Consider the following 17,885-nt stretch of genomic DNA (forward strand, 5'->3'; position numbering starts at 1 on the left):
GTGACGGGGGCGTCCACCCCTGGCGGTTCTGGATCGCCAACGACCCGACGGTGAGCCCTTATCGAGCCCATGTGAACGCCGGGACGGGGGCCCTTGTGGTGAACCGGTCAGACTCCGGCCGGCTCCGGGGACTTGTCCCCGTCCTTGTCCTTGTTCTCGTTCTCGTTCTCGTCGGCCTGCTCGTCGTCCCCGTGGCCGGCGGTGTCCGCACCGGACTTCGCCGCCCGCTTCGCCGCCTTCTTCTTCGCGCGGCGCTCCTTGCGGAGTTCGACCATCGCGTAGAGCGTCGGGACGAGCAGCAGGGTCAGCAGCGTCGACGTGATGAGACCGCCGATCACGACCACCGCGAGCGGCTGCGCGATGAAGCCGCCCTCGCCGGTCACGCCCAGCGCCATCGGCAGCAGGGCGAAGATCGTCGCCAGTGCCGTCATCAGGATCGGACGGAGCCGGTGCCGGCCGCCCTCGACGACGGCCTCGACCACGCCGTACCCCTGCCCGCGGTACTGGTTGATGAGGTCGATCAGCACGATCGCGTTGGTCACCACGATGCCGATGAGCATCAGCATGCCGATCATCGCCGGGACGCCCATCGGGGTGCCGGTGAGGACGAGCAGGCCGATCGCGCCGGTCGAGGCGAACGGGATCGACACGAGCAGGATCAGCGGCTGGATCAGCGAGCGGAACGTCGCCACCAGCAGCATGAAGACGATCGCGATCGCCGCCAGCATCGCGAGGCCCAGCGACGCGAACGCGTCGTCCTGGTCCGACGAGACGCCGCCGATCGACGCCGTGGCGCCCGCGGGCAGCTTCAGCTTGTCGAGCTTCGCGCTGAGGTCCGCGCTGACCGCGCCCGTGTTGTCGCCGGTCGGCTTGGCCGTGATGGTGGCCGCGCGCTGACCGTCGATCCGAGTCATCGAGACCGGCCCGTCGACCAGCTTCACGTCCGCGATGTCACCGAGCTTCACCGCGCCGAGCCGCAGCCCGCGCAGCTCCGCGAGCGTGGTGGCCGGCTCGGCGGACCGGATGACGACGTCCCGCTCGGAGTCGTCCAGGATCGCCTTGCCGCTGGTGGTTCCGCGGACCGCCTCGCCGACGGCCGCGCCGAGCGTGGCGTCGTTGAAACCGGCCGCGGCCGCCTTGGAGTTGGCCTTGACCGAGATTCGCGGCACGCTCTGCGCGAGGTCGCTCGTGACGTCGGTGACGTCGTCGAGCTTCGCGACCTCGTCACGGACCTTGCCCGCGGCCTCGCGCAGCACGTCCCCGTCGGCCGCCTTCACGACGACGCTGAGGTCCTGGCTGCCGAAGCCGTCACCGGCGGACACCGTGGTGGTGCCGACGCCGGAGAGCGCGCCGAGCCCCTTCTCGATGCGGTCCTGGACGTCCTCGTACGACGCGGAGTCGTCCAGCATGACCTGGTAGGACGCCTGGTTGGTGTCCGTGCCGCCGCCGAAGGCCGCCATGAAGCCGGAGGAGCCGATGGTGACCTGGTAGTTCTTGACGCCCTTGATGCCGCCGAGGAGCTTCTCGACCTTCTTCGCCTGCGCGTCGGTCGCGGCCAGGCTGGTGCCGGGCTTCAACTCCTGCTTGACGGTGAGGACTTCCTGCTCGCCCTGGTCGAAGAAGTTCGTCTTCAGCAGGGGCGCCATGCCGAACGTGCCGATGAGGACGACGGCCGCGATCAGCACACTGGTGAGCCGGCGGCGCGTCGCGAAGCGCAGGACGGGGACGTAGAAGCGCTGCAGACGGCTGCGCTCCTCCTTCTCCTCGGCCTTGAGCCGGGCCTCCTCGGCGTCCGCGGGCGTGCCCTTGGGCGCGCGCAGGAACCAGTAGGAGAGCACCGGGACGACCGTCAGCGAGACGAGCAGGGAGGCGAGGAGCGCCGCCGTGACCGTGATGCTGAAGGAGCCGAACAGTTCGCCGACCATGCCGCCGGTCAGGCCGATCGGCAGGAAGACGGCGACCGTGGTGAGGGTCGAGGAGGTGACCGCTCCGGCCACTTCGCGGACCGCCGCGAGGATCGCCTGCTCGCGCTCCTCGCCGTAGGAGAGGTGTCGCTTGATGTTCTCCAGGACGACGATCGAGTCGTCCACGACCCGGCCGATCGCGATGGTGAGCGCGCCGAGCGTCAGCATGTTGAGCGACAGGTCGCGGGTCCACAGGACGACCAGTGCCAGCACCACGGAGAGCGGGATGGACACCGCGGTGACCAGCGTCGAGCGGACCGACGCGAGGAACAGCAGGATGACCAGGACCGCGAAGAGGAGGCCGAGGGCGCCCTCGGTGGTCAGGCCGTGGATGGACTTGGAGACCGCCGGGCCCTGGTCGCTGACCACGGTGATCGCCGAGCCGGCGCCGAGGTCCTTGCGCAGACCGGGGAGCTTGTCCTTGACGGCGTCGGAGATGGCGACCGCGCTGCCGTCGTGGTCCATGGTGACGCTGACGGAGAGGCTCGGGCGGCCGTCGGTGCGCGTGATGGAGTCGGCCGGCGCCTGCTGCTGCTTCACGGTCGCGACGCTGCCGAGGCGCACCGGCTTCTTGCCCGGGGAACCGGCGACCATCAGGTCCTGGATCTGCCCGAGCGAGGTGAAGCCGCCGCCGACCTGGACGGTGCGGTTGCTGCCGTCCTCGTCGAAGGAGCCGGCCGGGACGGTCGCCCCGCCGGCCTGGAGGGCCTGGCCGAGGGCGGTGGAGCTGAGTCCGGCCCGCGCCATCTTCTTGTCGTCGGGCGTGACGGTGACCTGGAGGTCCCGCACACCGGCGACGGTGACCCGGCCGACGCCGTCGATGTCCTCGAGGGACGGGACGACGGTGCGGTCGAGCTGGTCGGAGAGCGCCTGCTGGTCCTTGGCGGAGGTGACGGCGAGGACGACGGTCGGCATGTCGTCGGTCGAACCCGCGATGACCTGCGGGTCCACGCTGTCCGGGAGCTGGGCGCGGGCCCGGTTCACGGCCTGCTGGACGTCGGCGACGAGCTGCTTGGTGTCGTTGCCGTAGTCGAAGGACGCCATGATCACGGCGTTGCCCTCGGCGGCGGTGGAGGTGACACCCGTGATGCCGTCGACGCCTTCGAGGTTGTCCTCGATGGGCTCGACGACCTGCTTCTCGACCACGTCCGGAGAGGCACCCTGGTACGGCGCGAGCACGGACACCACGGGCAGTTCGATGGTGGGCAGCAGCTGCTGCTTGAGCTGGGGGATCGCTATCGCCCCGAAGGCGAGCGCGATGATCGACATCAGCCCGATGAGGGCCCGCTGCGCGAGGCTGAATCTGGACAGCCAGGACATGGGTGGTGGGTCTCTCTTCTGTGGTTCGAGCGGAAGGCGGGGAGCGTGGGAACCCCACGTCACACCCTGGGCCATGAACGGGCGGCGATCCGTAGCCCCTGGGTCCATTTCCTTACGCGGAACCTACTCCAGGCGCAGTACGCCCAGGTGAACCTCAGTCCACCCGTGGACGTACCAGACCGGACTCGTACGCGATCACGACCAGTTGGGCCCGGTCGCGGGCGCCGAGCTTGGCCATGGCCCGGTTGACGTGCGTCTTCACCGTGAGCGGGCTGACTTCGAGGCGCTCGGCGATCTCGTCGTTGGAGTGCCCTCCGGCGACCTGGACGAGGACCTCGCGCTCGCGCCCCGTGAGTGCGGAGAGCCGGCCGGCGCCGGCCGGGCCGGGCCCGTCCTCGTCGCTGTCGCGCTGGGCGAGGAACTTGGCGATCAGTCCCTTGGTCGCCGCCGGGGACAGCAGGGCCTCGCCGCCGGCCGCGATCCGGATGGCGGCGAGCAGTTCGTCGGGTTCGGCGCCCTTGCCGAGGAACCCGGAGGCGCCGGCCCGCAGCGACTGCACCACGTACTCGTCGACCTCGAACGTCGTCAGCATCACGACGCGGACGTGCGCGAGGCCCGCGTCGGCGGTGATGAGGCGGGTGGCGGCGAGGCCGTCCGTGCCGGGCATGCGGATGTCCATGAGCACGACGTCGGCGCGCTCGCTACGGGTCAACGCCACCGCCTCGGCGCCGTCGGACGCCTCCCCGACGACCTCCATGTCCGGCTCCGAGTCGACCAGCACGCGGAACGCGCTGCGCAGCAGTGCCTGGTCGTCGGCGAGCACGACACGGATGGTCATACGGGATCCCCCAGGGCAGGCGCGCGGTTCTTGACCGGAAGGATCGCATGGACGCGGAAGCCGCCTCCGTAGCGGGGACCGGCCGTGCAGCTCCCGCCGATCGCGGTGGCCCGCTCCCGCATGCCGAGCAGTCCGTGGCCGCCGCCCTCCTGCGGGCCGATGTCCTGGCCGGGCCCGTTGTCGAGGACGGTCACCTCCACGTTGTCCCCGACGCGGACGACGCTGACCTCGGCCTTCGCCGCCAGCCCCGCGTGCTTGCGGACGTTGGTCAGCGCCTCCTGGATCACGCGGTACGCGGCGAGGTCGACGGCGGCGGGGAGCGTGCTGCCCTGGTCGGAACGGGCCACTTCCACGGGCAGGCCCGCGTTGCGGAAGGTGTCGGCGAGTTCGTCGAGCCGGGCCAGTCCGGGGGCGGGTTCGGTGGGGGCCTCGGGGTCGCCGGTCTGGCGCAGCAGGCCCACGGTGGCGCGCAGCTCGTTCAGCGCGGACCGGCTGGCCTCCCGCACGTGGGCGAGGGCCTCCTTGGCCTGGTCGGGCCGCTTGTCCATGACATGGGAGGCGACGCCCGCCTGCACGTTGACGAGCGCGATGTGGTGGGCGACGACGTCGTGCAGGTCGCGGGCGATGCGCAGCCGTTCCTCGGCGACGCGGCGACGCGCCTCCTCCTCGCGGGTGCGTTCGGCGCGTTCGGCGCGCTCCCGGATGGCGTGCACGAAGGCGCGCCGGCTGCGGACGGCGTCACCCGCGGCGGCGGCCATGCCGGTCCAGGCGAAGATGCCGAGGTTCTCCTGGGCGTACCAGGGCAGCGGCCCGGCGAGCATCGCGACGGCGGTCAGGACGGTCATGGTGACCAGTCCGACCCGCCAGGTCGTGGGACGGTCGGTCGTCGAGGCCACGGTGTAGAGCGCGACGACGGCGGACATGACCACCGGGGCCCTGGGGTCGCCGGTGACCAGCTCGGCCAGGGAGAAGGCGCCGGTCGCCGCGAGGACCTTCATGGGGGCCCGGCGGCGGAAGACGAGCGCGCCGGCGCCGAGCACCATGAGGACGAGGCTGAGGGCGTCGGGGGTGCGGGCGCTCCAGGTCGTGCCGTTCTCGCCGTGCGGGTCGACGAAGGAGCCGGCCGCCATACAGGCGAGGACGCCGGTGGCGAGGGCGGCGTCCAGGGCGAGGGGGTGGGCCCGCAGCCAGTCCCTCGTACGCTCCAGGGTGCTCACCCCGCCCACGGTACGGCGACCTGCCTCGCCCGGAACCGGGTGGTACGGGTGCTTCCGGCCACATCCTCTAGCTGTCCCGGGCCGCGCCGGACACGGGTACCAGGACCCGGCACCGGGACCGGCACCGGCGTACGAGGCGCGGTCAGCCCGGGATCAGGCCGTCGTCGCTGAGCATCTCCCGGACCTCTTCGAGGGTGGCGTCCGGGGACGGGAGGATGAGCTCCGACGGCTCCAGGGAGTCGTCGGGGAGCGGGGACCCGGCCGCGCGGACCGCGTCCAGGAGTGCCCCCAGGGTGCGGCGGAAACCGGAGTCGTCGCCGCGCTGCATCTCGGCGAGCAACTCGTCGTCCAGCCTGTTCAGCTCGGTGAGGCGGGCATCGTCCAGCCTCACCTGCCCCTCCCCCATGATCCGTACGATCATGTCGCCCTCCTCAGGCGTGGGCCCGGTAGGTCACTGCTTGTCGAAACGGGGTGTGTCCTGGGGCTGCGACGACGACTGGGACTGACCCGGGCCGCCCTCGATCGCCTGCTGCGACGACGAGGAACCGCCGGCCAGCTCCGCCTTCATGCGCTGCAGCTCCAGCTCCACATCCGTACCACCCGAGAGCCGGTCCAGCTCGCTCTGGATGTCGTCCTTGGCCAGACCCGACTGGTCGTCCAGGGCACCGGAGGCGAGCAGCTCGTCGATCGCGCCGGCCCGCGCCTGGAGCTGCGCGGTCTTGTCCTCGGCCCGCTGGATGGCCATGCCGACGTCGCCCATCTCCTCGGAGATGCCGGAGAAGGCCTCCCCGATCCGGGTCTGCGCCTGGGCCGCGGTGTACGTGGCCTTGATCGTCTCCTTCTTGGTGCGGAAGGCGTCGACCTTGGCCTGGAGGCGCTGGGCCGCGAGGGTGAGCTTCTCCTCCTCGCCCTGCAGCGTCTGGTGCTGCGTCTCCAGGTCGGTGACCTGCTGCTGGAGCGCGGCGCGGCGGGACAGCGCCTCACGGGCCAGGTCCTCGCGGCCGAGCGCGAGGGCCTTGCGGCCCTGGTCCTCCAGCTTGGTGGACTGGCCCTGGAGCTGGTTCAGCTGCAGTTCCAGGCGCTTGCGGCTGGTCGCCACGTCGGCGACACCACGGCGCACCTTCTGGAGCAGCTCCAGCTGCTTCTGGTACGAGTAATCGAGGGTTTCGCGCGGGTCCTCGGCCCGGTCAAGGGCCTTGTTCGCCTTCGCGCGGAAGATCATCCCCATACGCTTCATGACACCGCTCATGGGCTTCGCGCGCCCCCTTCTGACGGACTCCAGCTCCAGGTACTGCAACAGAACCCACAGTACGGGCCCTGCATCCATTACCGCACTGTTCGGGGACGGATGCGCTCATCCCCAAGGACGACTGCGACCGGCACCACTCCGGCGTAGGGAGTAGGTGAGACCCGGGGGCCACACGGCCGCAACGTCCCCTCTGTCCCACTACAGACGTACGGTGTTGCCGGATCGTTCCCCACTCGCACGACGTCCATGCCCACGAACCCCGTACCCTTGGGTTTTGTGTTCCGAAGCCGTGCGAAGGAAGAGAAGGCCCCCGCCGACAAGGCGCTGGCCGACTCCAAAGTGACCCGTGACCCGCAGGCCCCCAAGGGCCGCCCCACTCCGAAGCGCAGTGAGGCCCAGACCCAGCGCCGCAGCGTCGCCACGACGCCGACGACGCGCAAGGAGGCGGCCAAGCGCCAGCGCGACGACCGCCGCACCCAGATGGAGCGCCAGCGCCAGGCGCTGGCCAGCGGCGACGAGCGCTACCTGCCCGTGCGCGACAAGGGCCCGGTGCGCCGCTTCGCGCGTGACTTCGTGGACTCGCGATTCTGTGTCGCCGAGTTCTTCCTGCCCATGGCGGTGGTCATCCTCGTCATGAGCATGCTGCGCGTCGGCGCGCTGCAGAACATCGCCCTGCTGCTGTGGCTGGTCGTCATCGTGCTGATCGTGCTCGACTCGATCGGCATCGCGATCCGCATGCGCAAGCAGCTCGCCCAGCGCTTCCCCGACCAGCCCACCAAGGGCGCGGTTCGCTACGCGCTGATGCGCACCCTCCAGATGCGTCGACTCCGGCTGCCGAAGCCGCAGGTCAAGCGCGGAGAGCGGCCCTGAGCGCGACGTCTTTCTCCGGGGGCGCGGCGGATGCCTGGCTGAGCAAGCTGGGCGGCCTGCGTGATGTCGTACGCCAGGAGCTGGTGGCCCGGCAGCTCGACGAGCAGATAGCCGGGCGCTACCCGGTGGGGCAGCGGCTGCGGGTGCTGGACGTCGGGATGGGCCAGGGCACGCAGGCCCTGCGGCTCGCCCGGGCCGGCCATCAGGTGACCGGCCTCGAACAGGACGCGACGATGCTGTCCGTGGCCCGGGAGGCGCTGGCCGCCGAGCCCGAGGGCATCCGGAGCCGGGTGCGTCTCATCGAGGGCGACGGGCGCGAGACCGGGGTGCACTTCCTGCCGGGCAGTTTCGACGTGGTGCTGTGCCACGGCGTCCTGATGTACGTGCAGGAGCCGGACGCGCTCCTCGCGGGCCTCGCGCGCATGCTCGCCCCGGGCGGACTGCTCTCGCTGCTGGTGCGCAACGCGGACGCGCTGGCGATGCGGCCCGGTCTGCACGGCGACTGGGCGGCGACGCTGTCGGCCTTCGACACGACCGCCTACACGAACCGGCTCGGGCTCGACGTCCGCGCCGACCGGCTCTCGACGCTGACCGGCACGCTCGCCGGGATCGGGGCGCCGCTGCACGCCTGGTACGGCGTGCGGGTCTTCACCGACACCGCAGCCGACGGCGCGGCCGTTCCCGCGGACGTGGAGACGCTGCTGGCCGCCGAGGAGCGGGCCGGGCGCACCGATCCGTACCGCCAGGTGGCGGCGCTGCTGCACCTGTGCGGCGTGCGGGGCTGACCCTCCGGCCGACGGCAGGACCGTAGGAGCCCGTCGACCCGTTCGGGTGAGCACCGGAGGCAGTGACACCCGGCGCGAAGCGACACTTCGGGCATGGATGCCTCCCGTGCCCTCGCCCGCGCCCGTGTTCATCCCCTCCGCCTGCGCGGGTCCCTGGCTCTGCTGGCCGGCGCGGCCGTGCTGGTCTCCGGCTGCTCGGCCGACGAGGCGGCGTCCGGCTCCGGCCGGACGGAGGGCTCGACCACCACGCGGGCGGCGGTGCCCGCGGCGGCCGACGACCTCCAGGACGACTACCTGAAGGTGATCAAGAACGTTCTGCCGTCGGTGGTGCAGATCCAGGCGAGCGGCGCGCTCGGCTCGGGCGTCGTCTACGACGACTCGGGGCGCATCGTCACCAACGCGCACGTGGTCGGGGACGAGAAGAAGTTCAAGGTCACGACGGCCAGCGACGAGGGCGAGCTGACGGCGAGCCTCGTCTACGCGTACCCGGAGCAGGATCTCGCGGTCGTCAAGCTGGACAAGCCGCCGCGGGGACTGAAGGCCGCGGTCTTCGGGGACTCCTCGAAGGTGCAGGTCGGGCACATCGTGCTCGCGATGGGCTCCCCGCTCGGACTGTCGTCCAGCGTGACCCAGGGCATCGTGTCGGCGACCGGGCGCACCGTCAGCGAGAGCGGTTCCGGGGGCGGTACGGGCGCCACGATCGCCAACATGGTGCAGACCTCGGCGGCGATCAACCCCGGCAACAGCGGGGGCGCGCTGGTGAACCTCGACGGCCAGGTCATCGGCATCCCGACCCTCGCCGCCACCGACCCCGACCTCGGCAACAGCGCGGCGCCCGGCATCGGCTTCGCGATCCCCGCCTCCATGGTGAAGACGGTGGCGGACCAGATCATCAAGGACGGCCGGGTCACCGACTCGGGCCGGGCCGCGCTCGGCATCACCGGACGGACCGTGGTCGACGCCGCCTCGCAGCCGGCGGGCGTCGCCGTGGCGCAGGTGAAGAGCGGTGGCGCGGCCGACAAGGCCGGGATCGAACCGGGCGACGTCATCGTGGGCCTCGACGACACGGCGGTCACCAGCATCACCTCGCTCTCCGAGGCGCTCGCCGCGGAGAAGCCGGGCGACAAGGCCAAGGTGACGTTCACCCGCGGCGGGAACCGCAGGACGGTGGAGGTGACGCTGGGTGAGATCTAGTGAGGGTGCCGTCCGGCGGCCCCCGGGAGGTGGCCCAGGCAGGCGGTCTCCGGGGCGTGGCCGCGGCGGGCGCGCGGGTTGCCGGGGCGGGGCCCCGGCAACCCCGACCGGCCTACTCCGGTTCGGCGTGCAGACTCATCGGACCGTAGATCTTCGTGCTGTCCTCGAAGAGGAACACCTGGTCCGCGCCGCCCGCCAGCAGGTCCTTCCACACCTCGCCGATCCAGGACTCGGCGTCGCCCTGCGTGGTGAACTCCTCGGGCTGCACCGCGGGTTGGACCTCTGTCCCGTCGGACTTCTCGAACCGCCACGTCCATGCCGCCATGTACGCCTCCAAGGTGTGAGCACACTGCACAGCGCGAGCCGGACAAGATCCGGCTCCCGTCCGAAGCCTAGCCGGACGCGCAAGACCTGCGGGGACACGGAAAAATCATCGGCGTGGAACTGACTCTGCTCGGCACCGGTGCCCCCGCGGGCCTGCCCCGCCCCGACTGTCCCTGCGCGGCCTGCGCGTCCGCGCTCGGCGAGAGGGCGCGGGCGGCGACCTCTCTGCTCGTCGACGGCACGCTGCTGCTCGACCTGACGCCCGGCGCCGCGTTCGCGGCGGCGCGTGCCGGACAGTCGCTGGGCGGCGTCCGGCAGGTCCTGCTCTCGCATCCGCACGACGGGCCCGCCGTGGAGGTGCCGGCCGGGCTGCCGCAGCCCGGCCGGGTGCCGGACGGGCGGGAGTTGGCGCTGCTGACCGGCCACCGGGTGCGGGCGGTGCCGATGGACGCGCCGGGCACGGGCTACGCGGTGACCGGGCCGGACGGACTGCGACTGCTGTATCTGCCGCCCGGCGGCGCGCCGGCGGGCCTGGACGAGAACGGCGACACGTACGCCATGGTGCTCGCCGACGTGGTGGGGCGGCCGGACGCGCTGGCGAAGCTGCGGGCGGTCGGCGCGGTCGGCCCGACGACGGACGTGATCGCGGTGCACCTCGACCACGACGTGCCGCCCGGGCCCGAACTGCGGCGGCGGCTCGCGGCGGCCGGCGCGCGGGCGGTGCCCGACGGGACCACACTCGACGTGGGCGTCTACGAGGACGTGCCGGACGTGCCGCGCAGGACGCTGGTGCTCGGCGGGGCGCGGTCGGGCAAGTCGCTGGAGGCGGAGCGGCGCCTGGAGGCGTTCCCGGACGTCCTGTACGTCGCCACCGGGGGCACGCGCGGCGGGGACTCCGAGTGGGCGTCGCGCGTCAGCGCCCACCGTGAACGGCGGCCCGGGTCCTGGCGCACCGTCGAGACCTGCGACCTGGTCCCGCTCCTCGCGGAGGACGGCCCGCCGCTGCTCGTCGACTGTCTCTCCCTGTGGCTGACCGACGCCATGGACGAGGTGAACGCGTGGGACGACGCCGAGTGGTCCGGCGGCGGTGAACGCGCGCTGCGCGTCCGCACGCGGGAGCTGGTCGCCGCGGTCCGCGCCACCCGCCGCACACTCGTCGCCGTCTCGAACGAGGTCGGCTCGGGCATCGTCCCGGCCACCGCGTCCGGGCGCCGCTACCGTGACGAACTCGGGCGGCTGAACGCGCAGTTCGCCGACGAGTGCGAACACGTGCTGCTGCTGGTGGCGGGGCAGGCGCTGCGGCTGCGGGGCTGAGCCCGAGGGCGCGTGGCCTCTCGCCGCACGGCCCCCGTCACGGCCGGCGTCACGTCTCCCGCCTCAGGGCTCCCGGCGGGCTACGACGCGGTACGCGTTCGAGAAGCGGGTGCGGCGCAGGAGGGGGGCCATCAGATGGTCGAGCGCCGCGGTGGAGGCGAGGAGCGGGGCGGCGGCCCGGGTCAGGCCCGTCCGCAGCCTGCGCTGGAGGAGCGTCGGGGGCGCGGGGCGCCAGGGGGCGTCGAGGCCGGGGAGGGCGCGGCCGAGGGCCAGCGCGACGGCGCCCGCGAGGTCGTAGGGGACGTGCGGCTCCCGGCGGTCCGTCACGACGATCGCGCAGCCGAGGGACTCCAGTTCGCCGAGCAGGTTGGGCAGCGGCATGAGGTGGAGATGGCGCGGCTGGCCGTACGCCACCCACCACTTGCCGAGCAGGGGGCCGAACGCGCTGTCCGGGTCGGGCACTTCGACGAGGAGGTGGCCGCCGGGACGCAGCACCTCCAGGGCGGCGCGCAGTTCCTCGCGCGGGTCGGGGGTGTGCTCCAGATGGTGGAACATGCTCACGACGTCGTAGCGGCCGCGCAGCCGTTCGGCGATCCGCGGGTCGGTGAGCCGGCCGACGTGGGCCTCCTCGACCCGCCCGGCGGCGCGCGCCCTCTCGACGCGCCGTGACGTGTCGAGCCCGTCGAAGGAGGTGTACGGGAGGATCTCCCGGGCCGCCTCCGGGAAGTGTCCGAGCCCGGTGCCGACGTCGAGCCAGCTCTCCGGCTCGGGGAAGGGGAGCATGGCGCGGGCGGCGGCGCGGTGGCGCCGGGTGCCGCCGCGGGCGCCGAGCAGCCGTTCGGCCAGTCCCTCGTGTGCCTCCTCCCGGCCGTCCCGGTGGTAGAAGGCCAGGCCCTCGGCGGTGAGCCGGGGGTTCTGGAAGGCGTGGGCGCAGTCCCCGCACTCGTCGACGACGAAGGTGCCCGGCTTGCGCTGTCGCAGGTCGGGCGTCCGCAGCCGGGTGCGCAGGCGCCGCGAGCCGCACCAGGGGCAGTCGGCGCGGCGCGGTTCGTGGAACCGCTCGGTGCCCTGGGCGAGTTCGGCCGCGTAGGCGGCCCGGCGTTCGGCGATCGGCAGCGAGGTGGGGGGCATGGGCGCTCCTGTCGGGGACGAGCCGTACGACAATCCGACACAAACGGTACGTATGTGAGCGCGATCCGGAGCGCAACGACGTGGCGCGGACGTGTTCGATCGGGGCCGGTACTGTTCGGCGAATGAGCTCGCTTAATCTCGACGACTTCACCGATCTGATCGAGCGCCCCGACGGAGGCGTACGCCGTGACGCCGAGGCGCGGCGGGAGCGACAGATCGTCCCGCCGGGCGCCCTGGGCCGCCTCGACGACCTGGGTGAGTGGCTGGCGGCCGCGCAGTCCGCGGTTCCGGTGCGGCCGATCGAGCACCCGCGGGTCGTGCTGTTCGCGGGTGACCACGGGATCGCCGCCCTGGGCGTGTCGGCACGCCCCGCGGGCAGCGCCTCCGTGCTGGTCCGGTCGGTCCTGGAGGGCGCGAGTCCCGCCGCGGTGCTGGCCCGCCGGCTCGGCGTGCCGGTGCGGGTGATCGACATGGCGCTGGAGGCCGACCCCGAGGGGCTGCCCGACGAGGTCGTGCGGCACCGGATCCGGCGCGGTTCGGGCCGCATCGACGTCGAGGACGCGATGACCCTGGAGGAGGCGGAGGCCGCCTTCCGCGCCGGGGTCGCCCTCGCCGACGAGGAGGCGGACTCCGGTACGGACCTGGTGGTGCTCGGCGACATCAGTGTCGGCGGGACCACGGCGGCGGCCGTGCTCGTCGCGGCGCTGTGCGGGACGGACGCGTCGGTCGTGACCGGCCGGGGCGGCGAGGCCATCGACGACATCACATGGATGCGCAAGTGCGCCGCCGTACGTGACGCGCTGCGGCGCGCCCGGCCGGTGCTCGGCGACCAGTTGCAGCTGCTCGCGACCGTGGGCGGTGCCGACCTGGCGGCGATGACCGGTTTCCTGCTGCAGAGCGCGGCGCGGAAGATGCCGGTCATCCTCGACGGCGTCGTGGCGGCCGCGTGCGCGCTGGTCGGACAGCGGGTCGCGTTCCGCGCCCCGGACTGGTGGCTGGCCGGGCAGAACAGCGGGGAGCCGGCGCAGACGAAGGCGCTGGACCGGATGGCACTCGAACCGCTCCTCGACCACGGCGTGACGGTGGGCGAGGGCGCGGGCGCGCTGCTCGCGCTGCCGCTGGTCCAGGCCGCGGCAGGCCTCGCGGCGGACCTCCCGGAGGCCCCCTCCCCCGCGGCCGACCCGGAGCCCGACACGAAGCCCGACTCCGAGTCGGAGTCGGAGTCGGAGCCCGTTTCCCGGCCGGTTCCCGAGCCCGGCACCGACGGCTGACCGAAGACCGCACCGGCCCCTGACGACGAGCCCGTCGCCGGGGGCCGGCCGCATTCCGGGCCACACCGGGTACCGGGACCGCGCGGGCCTGCGGACGGGACCGCGCGGGCCTGCGGACGGGGCCGCGCGGCCGGCTTCCGGGCCGGGACCGTCCCGGCCGCCCTGCCGGGCGGCGTCACTCGGCGTCGCCGCGGCTGCGGCCGCGGGCCCCCGTTCGACACTCGGGTCCGGGGCGCATCGCGCGTCCCGTCCCTCCCCCGTACCGGCCGCCGTGCCCCATATCATCGCGCTTTATGGGAGATGCCCGAATTGCCGCTGATCAGGAACGGGCGTCGGCCCGCCGGAGCGACGGGGACCGGCGGTCCACGGCCGCCTCGCGGCGGGCCGCGTCCTTCGCCGTCTGGTATCTGCGCGCGGTCACGTTCATCAACTTTCTGAGCGCCGCGTGGGTCTCGCTCGGTCAGGACGTACGACGGCACAACACGGAGAACTACTTCACGCCCTACCTGCTGACCGCGGGTTTCGCGTCCGGGGTGTTCACGATGTTCCTGGCCATCACGATGCGACGGCGCAAGCGGGCCGCCTGGATCCTCAACTCCGTGCTCAGCGGCCTGTTCCTGCTGCTCTTCACGGTCGCGATGGCGTTCCCGGAGATCCGCCAGTACGCGCAGAACTGGGTCTCGCTCGCGCTGACGGCGGGTTTCGTGGGCGCGCTGGCCGTCGGCCGCCGGGAGTTCTACGCCAAGGGCGACCGGTCGAACCCGAGGCTGGCCGCGGTCGTCGCGGTCGGCGGCCTGCTGGTCACCTCGCTGTTCGCGGCGCTGCTGGTCACGGTCACCAACACCGCGGGGGACGCGCACCGTTCGACCTTCCTGGACCGCTGGCGCTACGGCACCCTGCGGCTCGTGTCGGTCGCCGCGGACGACTCCCACTACCCCGGCATCGCGACGCCCAACTGGGTCAACGTCACCGTCAACGTGCTCAGCACCCTGCTGGTCCTCGCCGTCCTCTACGCCGCGTTCCGCTCCCGGCGCGCCGTCGACCCGTTCACGGAGGAGGACGAGAAGCACCTGCGGGTCCTGCTCGAACGCAACGGCGACCGGGACTCGCTCGGCTACTTCGCACTGCGCCGGGAGAAGAGCGTGGTCTGGTCGCCGACCGGCAAGGCGGCGGTGGCGTACCGCGTGGTGGGCGGGGTCTCGCTGGCCAGCGGCGACCCGCTCGGCGACCCCGAGGCCTGGCCCGGCGCCATCGAGCCCTGGCTCGCCGAGGCGCGGGAGCACGGCTGGATCCCGGCGGTGATGGGCGCGAGCGAGGAGGCCGGCACGATCTACGCCCGGCATGGTCTCGACGCGCTGGAACTGGGCGACGAAGCCCTGGTCGAGACCGCCGAGTTCACCCTCGAGGGGCGGGCGATGCGCACCGTCCGGCAGGCCTACAACCGGGTCAAGCGGGCCGGGTACCGGGTGCGCATCCGGCGGCACGAGGAGATCCCGGCCGACGAGATGGCGTACCTGCTCCGGCGCGCCGACGACTGGCGCGACGGGGCCACCGAGCGGGGCTTCAGCATGGCGCTCGGCCGGCTCGGCGATCCGGACGACGGGCGCTGCGTGATGCTCGAATGCACGGACGCGGACGGCGAGTTGAGGGCGGTGCTGTCCTTCGTCCCGTGGGGTCCGAACGGGCTGTCCCTGGACCTGATGCGGCGTGACCGCGACTCCGAGAACGGGCTGATGGAGTTCATGGTGATCGAACTCCTGCGGCGGGCCAGGGAGATCGAGATCACTCAGGTCTCACTGAACTTCGCCATGTTCCGCTCGGTCTTCGAACGTGGCGCGCGCCTCGGCGCCGGACCGGTGCTGCGGCTGTGGCGCTCGCTGCTCAGCTTCTTCTCCCGCTGGTGGCAGATCGAGTCGCTGTACCGCGCCAACGCCAAGTACCGGCCCATCTGGGAACCGCGGTTCCTGCTCTTCGAGAAGAGCGCGGACCTGCTGCGCATCGGTGTCGCGTCCGCGCGGGCCGAGGGGTTCCTGGAGGCGCCGGGCCTGCCGAAGTGGCTGCACCGCAAGCATTTGGAGTCGCACAGATGAGACGGACGGGAACCGACGCGGGGCGGACCGCGGGAACCCGCGGATGAACCGGCTCGCCCGCTGGGCCCGCGCCGAGTGGGGTCCGCTGTACCTCGCCGTGAGCCGGGGCCTCGTGCGGCGGAGGTGGCGGGCGGTCCCGGTGACGCTCGGCGCGGTGTGTCTGACGGCGGTGCTGCAGTTCGTCCAGAACCGGTCGTGGGGCTTCCAGGCGGTGCAGGACCTCGGCTCGGTGCGGGCAGAGGACCCGCTGTGGCTCGCCCTGTTGCGTACCCCGCTCTCCCTGTTCGTACCGGCGCTGGACCTGCCGGTGTGGGGCGCGCTCGCGCAGATCCTGCTCGTCTTCGGGATCGCCGAGATCTGTCTGGGCTGGTGGCGCACGCTTCTCATCGCCTACGTCGCCACGCTGGCCGGGACCCTGTACGCGCGGGTCGGCATCGCGCTCGGCCCGCACCATCCGCTGGGGCTGCCCGGCGCCGACGCGCAGATCGTGGACACCGGCCCGTCGGCGGCCGTGGTGGGCCTCGCGGTGTTCCTCGGCTGGCGCTACCGGGCGTATGTGACGGCGGGCCTGGTGATCGCGGCGATGGTGGTCGAGGTGCTCCTCAAGGACAACCTGGCCGGCAAGGAGCATCTGGCGGCCATCGCGGCGGTCCTGGTGATGTGCGGCGTCTCCGCCGCGCGTCACCGCCGTTCGGGCAGGGCGCGGGCGGGCTCCGGGTCGGGTTTGCCGCCGATCCACTCCTGAACCCTGCGGCTGGGGCCCGCCCAGCGGCGGTCGTGCCGGTAGGCGCGCAGCCGGGACCGGGCACGGGCGCGCGGCCGGCGCCGGTAGAAGCGCTTGGCCCAGGGCGAGCCGGGCTTGGCCAGCCGGATCATGCCGATGAGCGCGACGAAGGGGACGATGATCCCGAAGATCGCCGTGCGCGCCTTGCCCTTGCTGAGGGCGAGCAGCGCGAAGCAGAAGTTGAGGGCGATGGTCACGATCGCGCTGGTGCGGTCCTGGAGTTCCTGGTCGTTGACGTCGTTGACGCCGAAGGGCGAGAAGCCGCTGAGCACCAGGCCGACCAGGGCCGCCGTCAGCACCACGACCTCGACGCTCTTGCGCCCGTCCTCGGTCCAGTAGACGTCGTCGAGGTGCAGGATGAGCGCGAACTCGTCAAGTACGAGGCCGGCGCCGATGCCGAACACCACGGCGAACGCGGAGGCCCCGAAGCCGTACCGGCCGCTGGCCACCGCGCCGAATCCGCCGATCACCGTGAGCACGATGCCGGGGACCACGTGGTGGATGTGCAGGTCGCCGGCCTTGACGTTGCCGAAGGGGCCCTTGCCGGCCCGGATCATGCGCACGATGACGCGGGTGACGACGAAGGTCACGACGAACGAGGCCAGCGCGAGCAACATGGGGAGCTTGCCTGGTTCGACAATGTTCCGCTGCAACCAATGACCCATATGCGAACTTTATCCACCGGCGCCGTGTCCGCCCTCCGGACGTCCGGATAGCCTGCGCCGGTGTCCACGACCCCTCCCGCCTCCCCCCGCGCCGATGGCCTCCGCTTCGCCTTCGGCACCCTCACCGCGCTCCCCGTGACCGTGACCCGCTGGGACCGGGACGCGGCCCGCGGCGGCATGCTGTGCGCTCCGCTGGCCGGCCTGGTGGTCGGGGCCGGCGCGGCGCTGGTCGGCGTGGCACTGCTGGCCATGGGGGCGGGACCGCTGCTCGCGGCCGTGGCGACGGCGGCCGTCCCCGCGGCCCTGACCCGGGGGCTGCACCTCGACGGCCTCGCGGACACCGCGGACGGGCTGGGCAGCGGCAAGCCCGCCGAGGACGCGCTGCGGATCATGAAGCAGTCGGACATCGGCCCGTTCGGGGTGATCACTCTCCTGTTCGTGCTGCTGGCCCAAGTGGCCGCACTCGCCGAGGCCTACGGGACCTCGTGGTCCCGCGGTGTCCTCGCGGCCGTCCTCTCCGCGGTCGTGGCCCGCCTCGCGCTGACGCTCGCAGCGCGCACCGGAGTGCCCCCGGCCCGTCCCGAGGGCCTGGGCGCGGCGGTCGCGGGCGCGGTGCCTGCTCGTTCGGCTCTGCTGGTGGCGGCGGCCGTGACCGTGGTGGCGGCGGGCGCCGGTGCGCTCGTCGGGGTGGACGACCTGGTGCGCGCCGTGGTGGCGGTGGCCGCCGCCTGCCTGGCCGCCGAGCTGTTGCTGCGGCACTGCACGCGCCGCTTCGGTGGTGTCACAGGCGACGTGTTCGGCGGCCTCGCCGAGACGGCCGCCACGACGGCGCTCGTGGTGCTGGCCCTCGGCTGACGGCCCCGCGCCGC

The 17,885-nt window shown here is 72.7% G+C and carries 16 protein-coding genes and 1 pseudogene; 9 read left to right on the forward strand and 8 right to left on the reverse strand.

Annotated features, from left to right (window positions below):
* Positions 1–71 (forward strand): annotated as a pseudogene (locus AB0C62_RS12460) (3-methyladenine DNA glycosylase); the annotation flags it as partial.
* Between the two features lie 36 nt (positions 72–107).
* Here AB0C62_RS12460 and AB0C62_RS12465 read toward each other — a convergent pair.
* The 5 genes from AB0C62_RS12465 to AB0C62_RS12485 form a co-directional block, all read right to left on the reverse strand.
* On the reverse strand, positions 108–3,284 hold the full coding sequence (locus AB0C62_RS12465; protein WP_362972196.1) for an efflux RND transporter permease subunit: 3,177 nt from the start codon (positions 3,282–3,284) through the stop codon (positions 108–110).
* A gap of 154 nt (positions 3,285–3,438) precedes the next feature.
* On the reverse strand, positions 3,439–4,122 hold the full coding sequence (locus tag AB0C62_RS12470) for a response regulator transcription factor (RefSeq protein WP_362972198.1): 684 nt from the start codon (positions 4,120–4,122) through the stop codon (positions 3,439–3,441).
* Positions 4,119–5,339 (reverse strand): sensor histidine kinase, encoded by a 1,221-nt coding sequence (locus AB0C62_RS12475; protein ID WP_362972200.1) that lies wholly within the window; start codon positions 5,337–5,339, stop codon positions 4,119–4,121. Before AB0C62_RS12475 ends, AB0C62_RS12470 begins: the two co-directional genes overlap by 4 nt.
* Positions 5,340–5,481: 142 nt before the next feature.
* Positions 5,482–5,760, reverse strand: coding sequence for a hypothetical protein (locus AB0C62_RS12480; protein WP_351424478.1), 279 nt, complete (start codon positions 5,758–5,760; stop codon positions 5,482–5,484).
* 30 nt (positions 5,761–5,790) lie between these two features.
* Positions 5,791–6,588: a PspA/IM30 family protein gene (locus AB0C62_RS12485; RefSeq protein WP_362972532.1), complete on the reverse strand. Its 798-nt coding sequence runs from the start codon at positions 6,586–6,588 to the stop codon at positions 5,791–5,793.
* Positions 6,589–6,834: 246 nt separating this feature from the next.
* Here AB0C62_RS12485 and AB0C62_RS12490 point away from each other — a divergent pair, with 246 nt between their 5' ends.
* The 3 genes from AB0C62_RS12490 to AB0C62_RS12500 all read left to right on the forward strand — a co-directional run bounded on the left by AB0C62_RS12490 (position 6,835) and on the right by AB0C62_RS12500 (position 9,437).
* Complete coding sequence (locus AB0C62_RS12490) at positions 6,835–7,458, forward strand: DUF3043 domain-containing protein (RefSeq protein ID WP_362972202.1); 624 nt, start codon at positions 6,835–6,837, stop codon at positions 7,456–7,458.
* A gap of 83 nt (positions 7,459–7,541) precedes the next feature.
* Entirely contained in the window at positions 7,542–8,243 is a 702-nt protein-coding gene (locus AB0C62_RS12495) for a methyltransferase domain-containing protein (RefSeq protein WP_362972204.1), read from the forward strand.
* 93 nt (positions 8,244–8,336) lie between these two features.
* On the forward strand, positions 8,337–9,437 hold the full coding sequence (locus tag AB0C62_RS12500; protein ID WP_362972206.1) for a trypsin-like peptidase domain-containing protein: 1,101 nt from the start codon (positions 8,337–8,339) through the stop codon (positions 9,435–9,437).
* Positions 9,438–9,549: 112 nt separating this feature from the next.
* On the opposite strand, the gene AB0C62_RS12505 is transcribed toward AB0C62_RS12500, so the two are convergent.
* Positions 9,550–9,762: a hypothetical protein gene (locus tag AB0C62_RS12505; protein ID WP_081216814.1), complete on the reverse strand. Its 213-nt coding sequence runs from the start codon at positions 9,760–9,762 to the stop codon at positions 9,550–9,552.
* A 113-nt stretch (positions 9,763–9,875) separates the two neighbouring features.
* On the opposite strand from AB0C62_RS12505, the gene AB0C62_RS12510 reads away from it, so the two are divergent.
* Positions 9,876–11,075, forward strand: a complete 1,200-nt coding sequence (locus AB0C62_RS12510; protein WP_362972208.1) for a bifunctional adenosylcobinamide kinase/adenosylcobinamide-phosphate guanylyltransferase — start codon at positions 9,876–9,878, stop codon at positions 11,073–11,075.
* A 63-nt stretch (positions 11,076–11,138) separates the two neighbouring features.
* On the opposite strand, the gene AB0C62_RS12515 is transcribed toward AB0C62_RS12510, so the two are convergent.
* The gene (locus AB0C62_RS12515) at positions 11,139–12,206 is read right to left on the reverse strand and encodes a class I SAM-dependent methyltransferase (protein ID WP_362972210.1); all 1,068 of its coding nucleotides are present in this window, start codon (positions 12,204–12,206) and stop codon (positions 11,139–11,141) included.
* A 122-nt stretch (positions 12,207–12,328) separates the two neighbouring features.
* Here AB0C62_RS12515 and cobT point away from each other — a divergent pair, with 122 nt between their 5' ends.
* From cobT to AB0C62_RS12530, 3 genes are all read left to right on the forward strand, one after another.
* On the forward strand, positions 12,329–13,477 hold the full coding sequence (cobT, locus tag AB0C62_RS12520; RefSeq protein WP_362972212.1) for a nicotinate-nucleotide--dimethylbenzimidazole phosphoribosyltransferase: 1,149 nt from the start codon (positions 12,329–12,331) through the stop codon (positions 13,475–13,477).
* A gap of 293 nt (positions 13,478–13,770) precedes the next feature.
* On the forward strand, positions 13,771–15,567 hold the full coding sequence (locus tag AB0C62_RS12525; protein WP_362972214.1) for a phosphatidylglycerol lysyltransferase domain-containing protein: 1,797 nt from the start codon (positions 13,771–13,773) through the stop codon (positions 15,565–15,567).
* 43 nt (positions 15,568–15,610) lie between these two features.
* Entirely contained in the window at positions 15,611–16,312 is a 702-nt protein-coding gene (locus tag AB0C62_RS12530; RefSeq protein ID WP_362972216.1) for a hypothetical protein, read from the forward strand.
* On the opposite strand, the gene AB0C62_RS12535 is transcribed toward AB0C62_RS12530, so the two are convergent.
* Complete coding sequence (locus tag AB0C62_RS12535) at positions 16,249–17,016, reverse strand: hypothetical protein (protein ID WP_362972218.1); 768 nt, start codon at positions 17,014–17,016, stop codon at positions 16,249–16,251. The two genes, AB0C62_RS12530 and AB0C62_RS12535, sit on opposite strands and share 64 nt — an antisense overlap.
* Positions 17,017–17,076: 60 nt before the next feature.
* Between AB0C62_RS12535 and AB0C62_RS12540 the strand changes: the two genes are divergently transcribed.
* Positions 17,077–17,871, forward strand: a complete 795-nt coding sequence (locus tag AB0C62_RS12540) for an adenosylcobinamide-GDP ribazoletransferase (protein ID WP_362972220.1) — start codon at positions 17,077–17,079, stop codon at positions 17,869–17,871.
* Positions 17,872–17,885: the final 14 nt, after the last annotated feature.

Origin of the sequence: Streptomyces sp. NPDC048643, assembly GCF_040650615.1 — a bacterium.
Classification (GTDB): domain Bacteria; phylum Actinomycetota; class Actinomycetes; order Streptomycetales; family Streptomycetaceae; genus Streptomyces.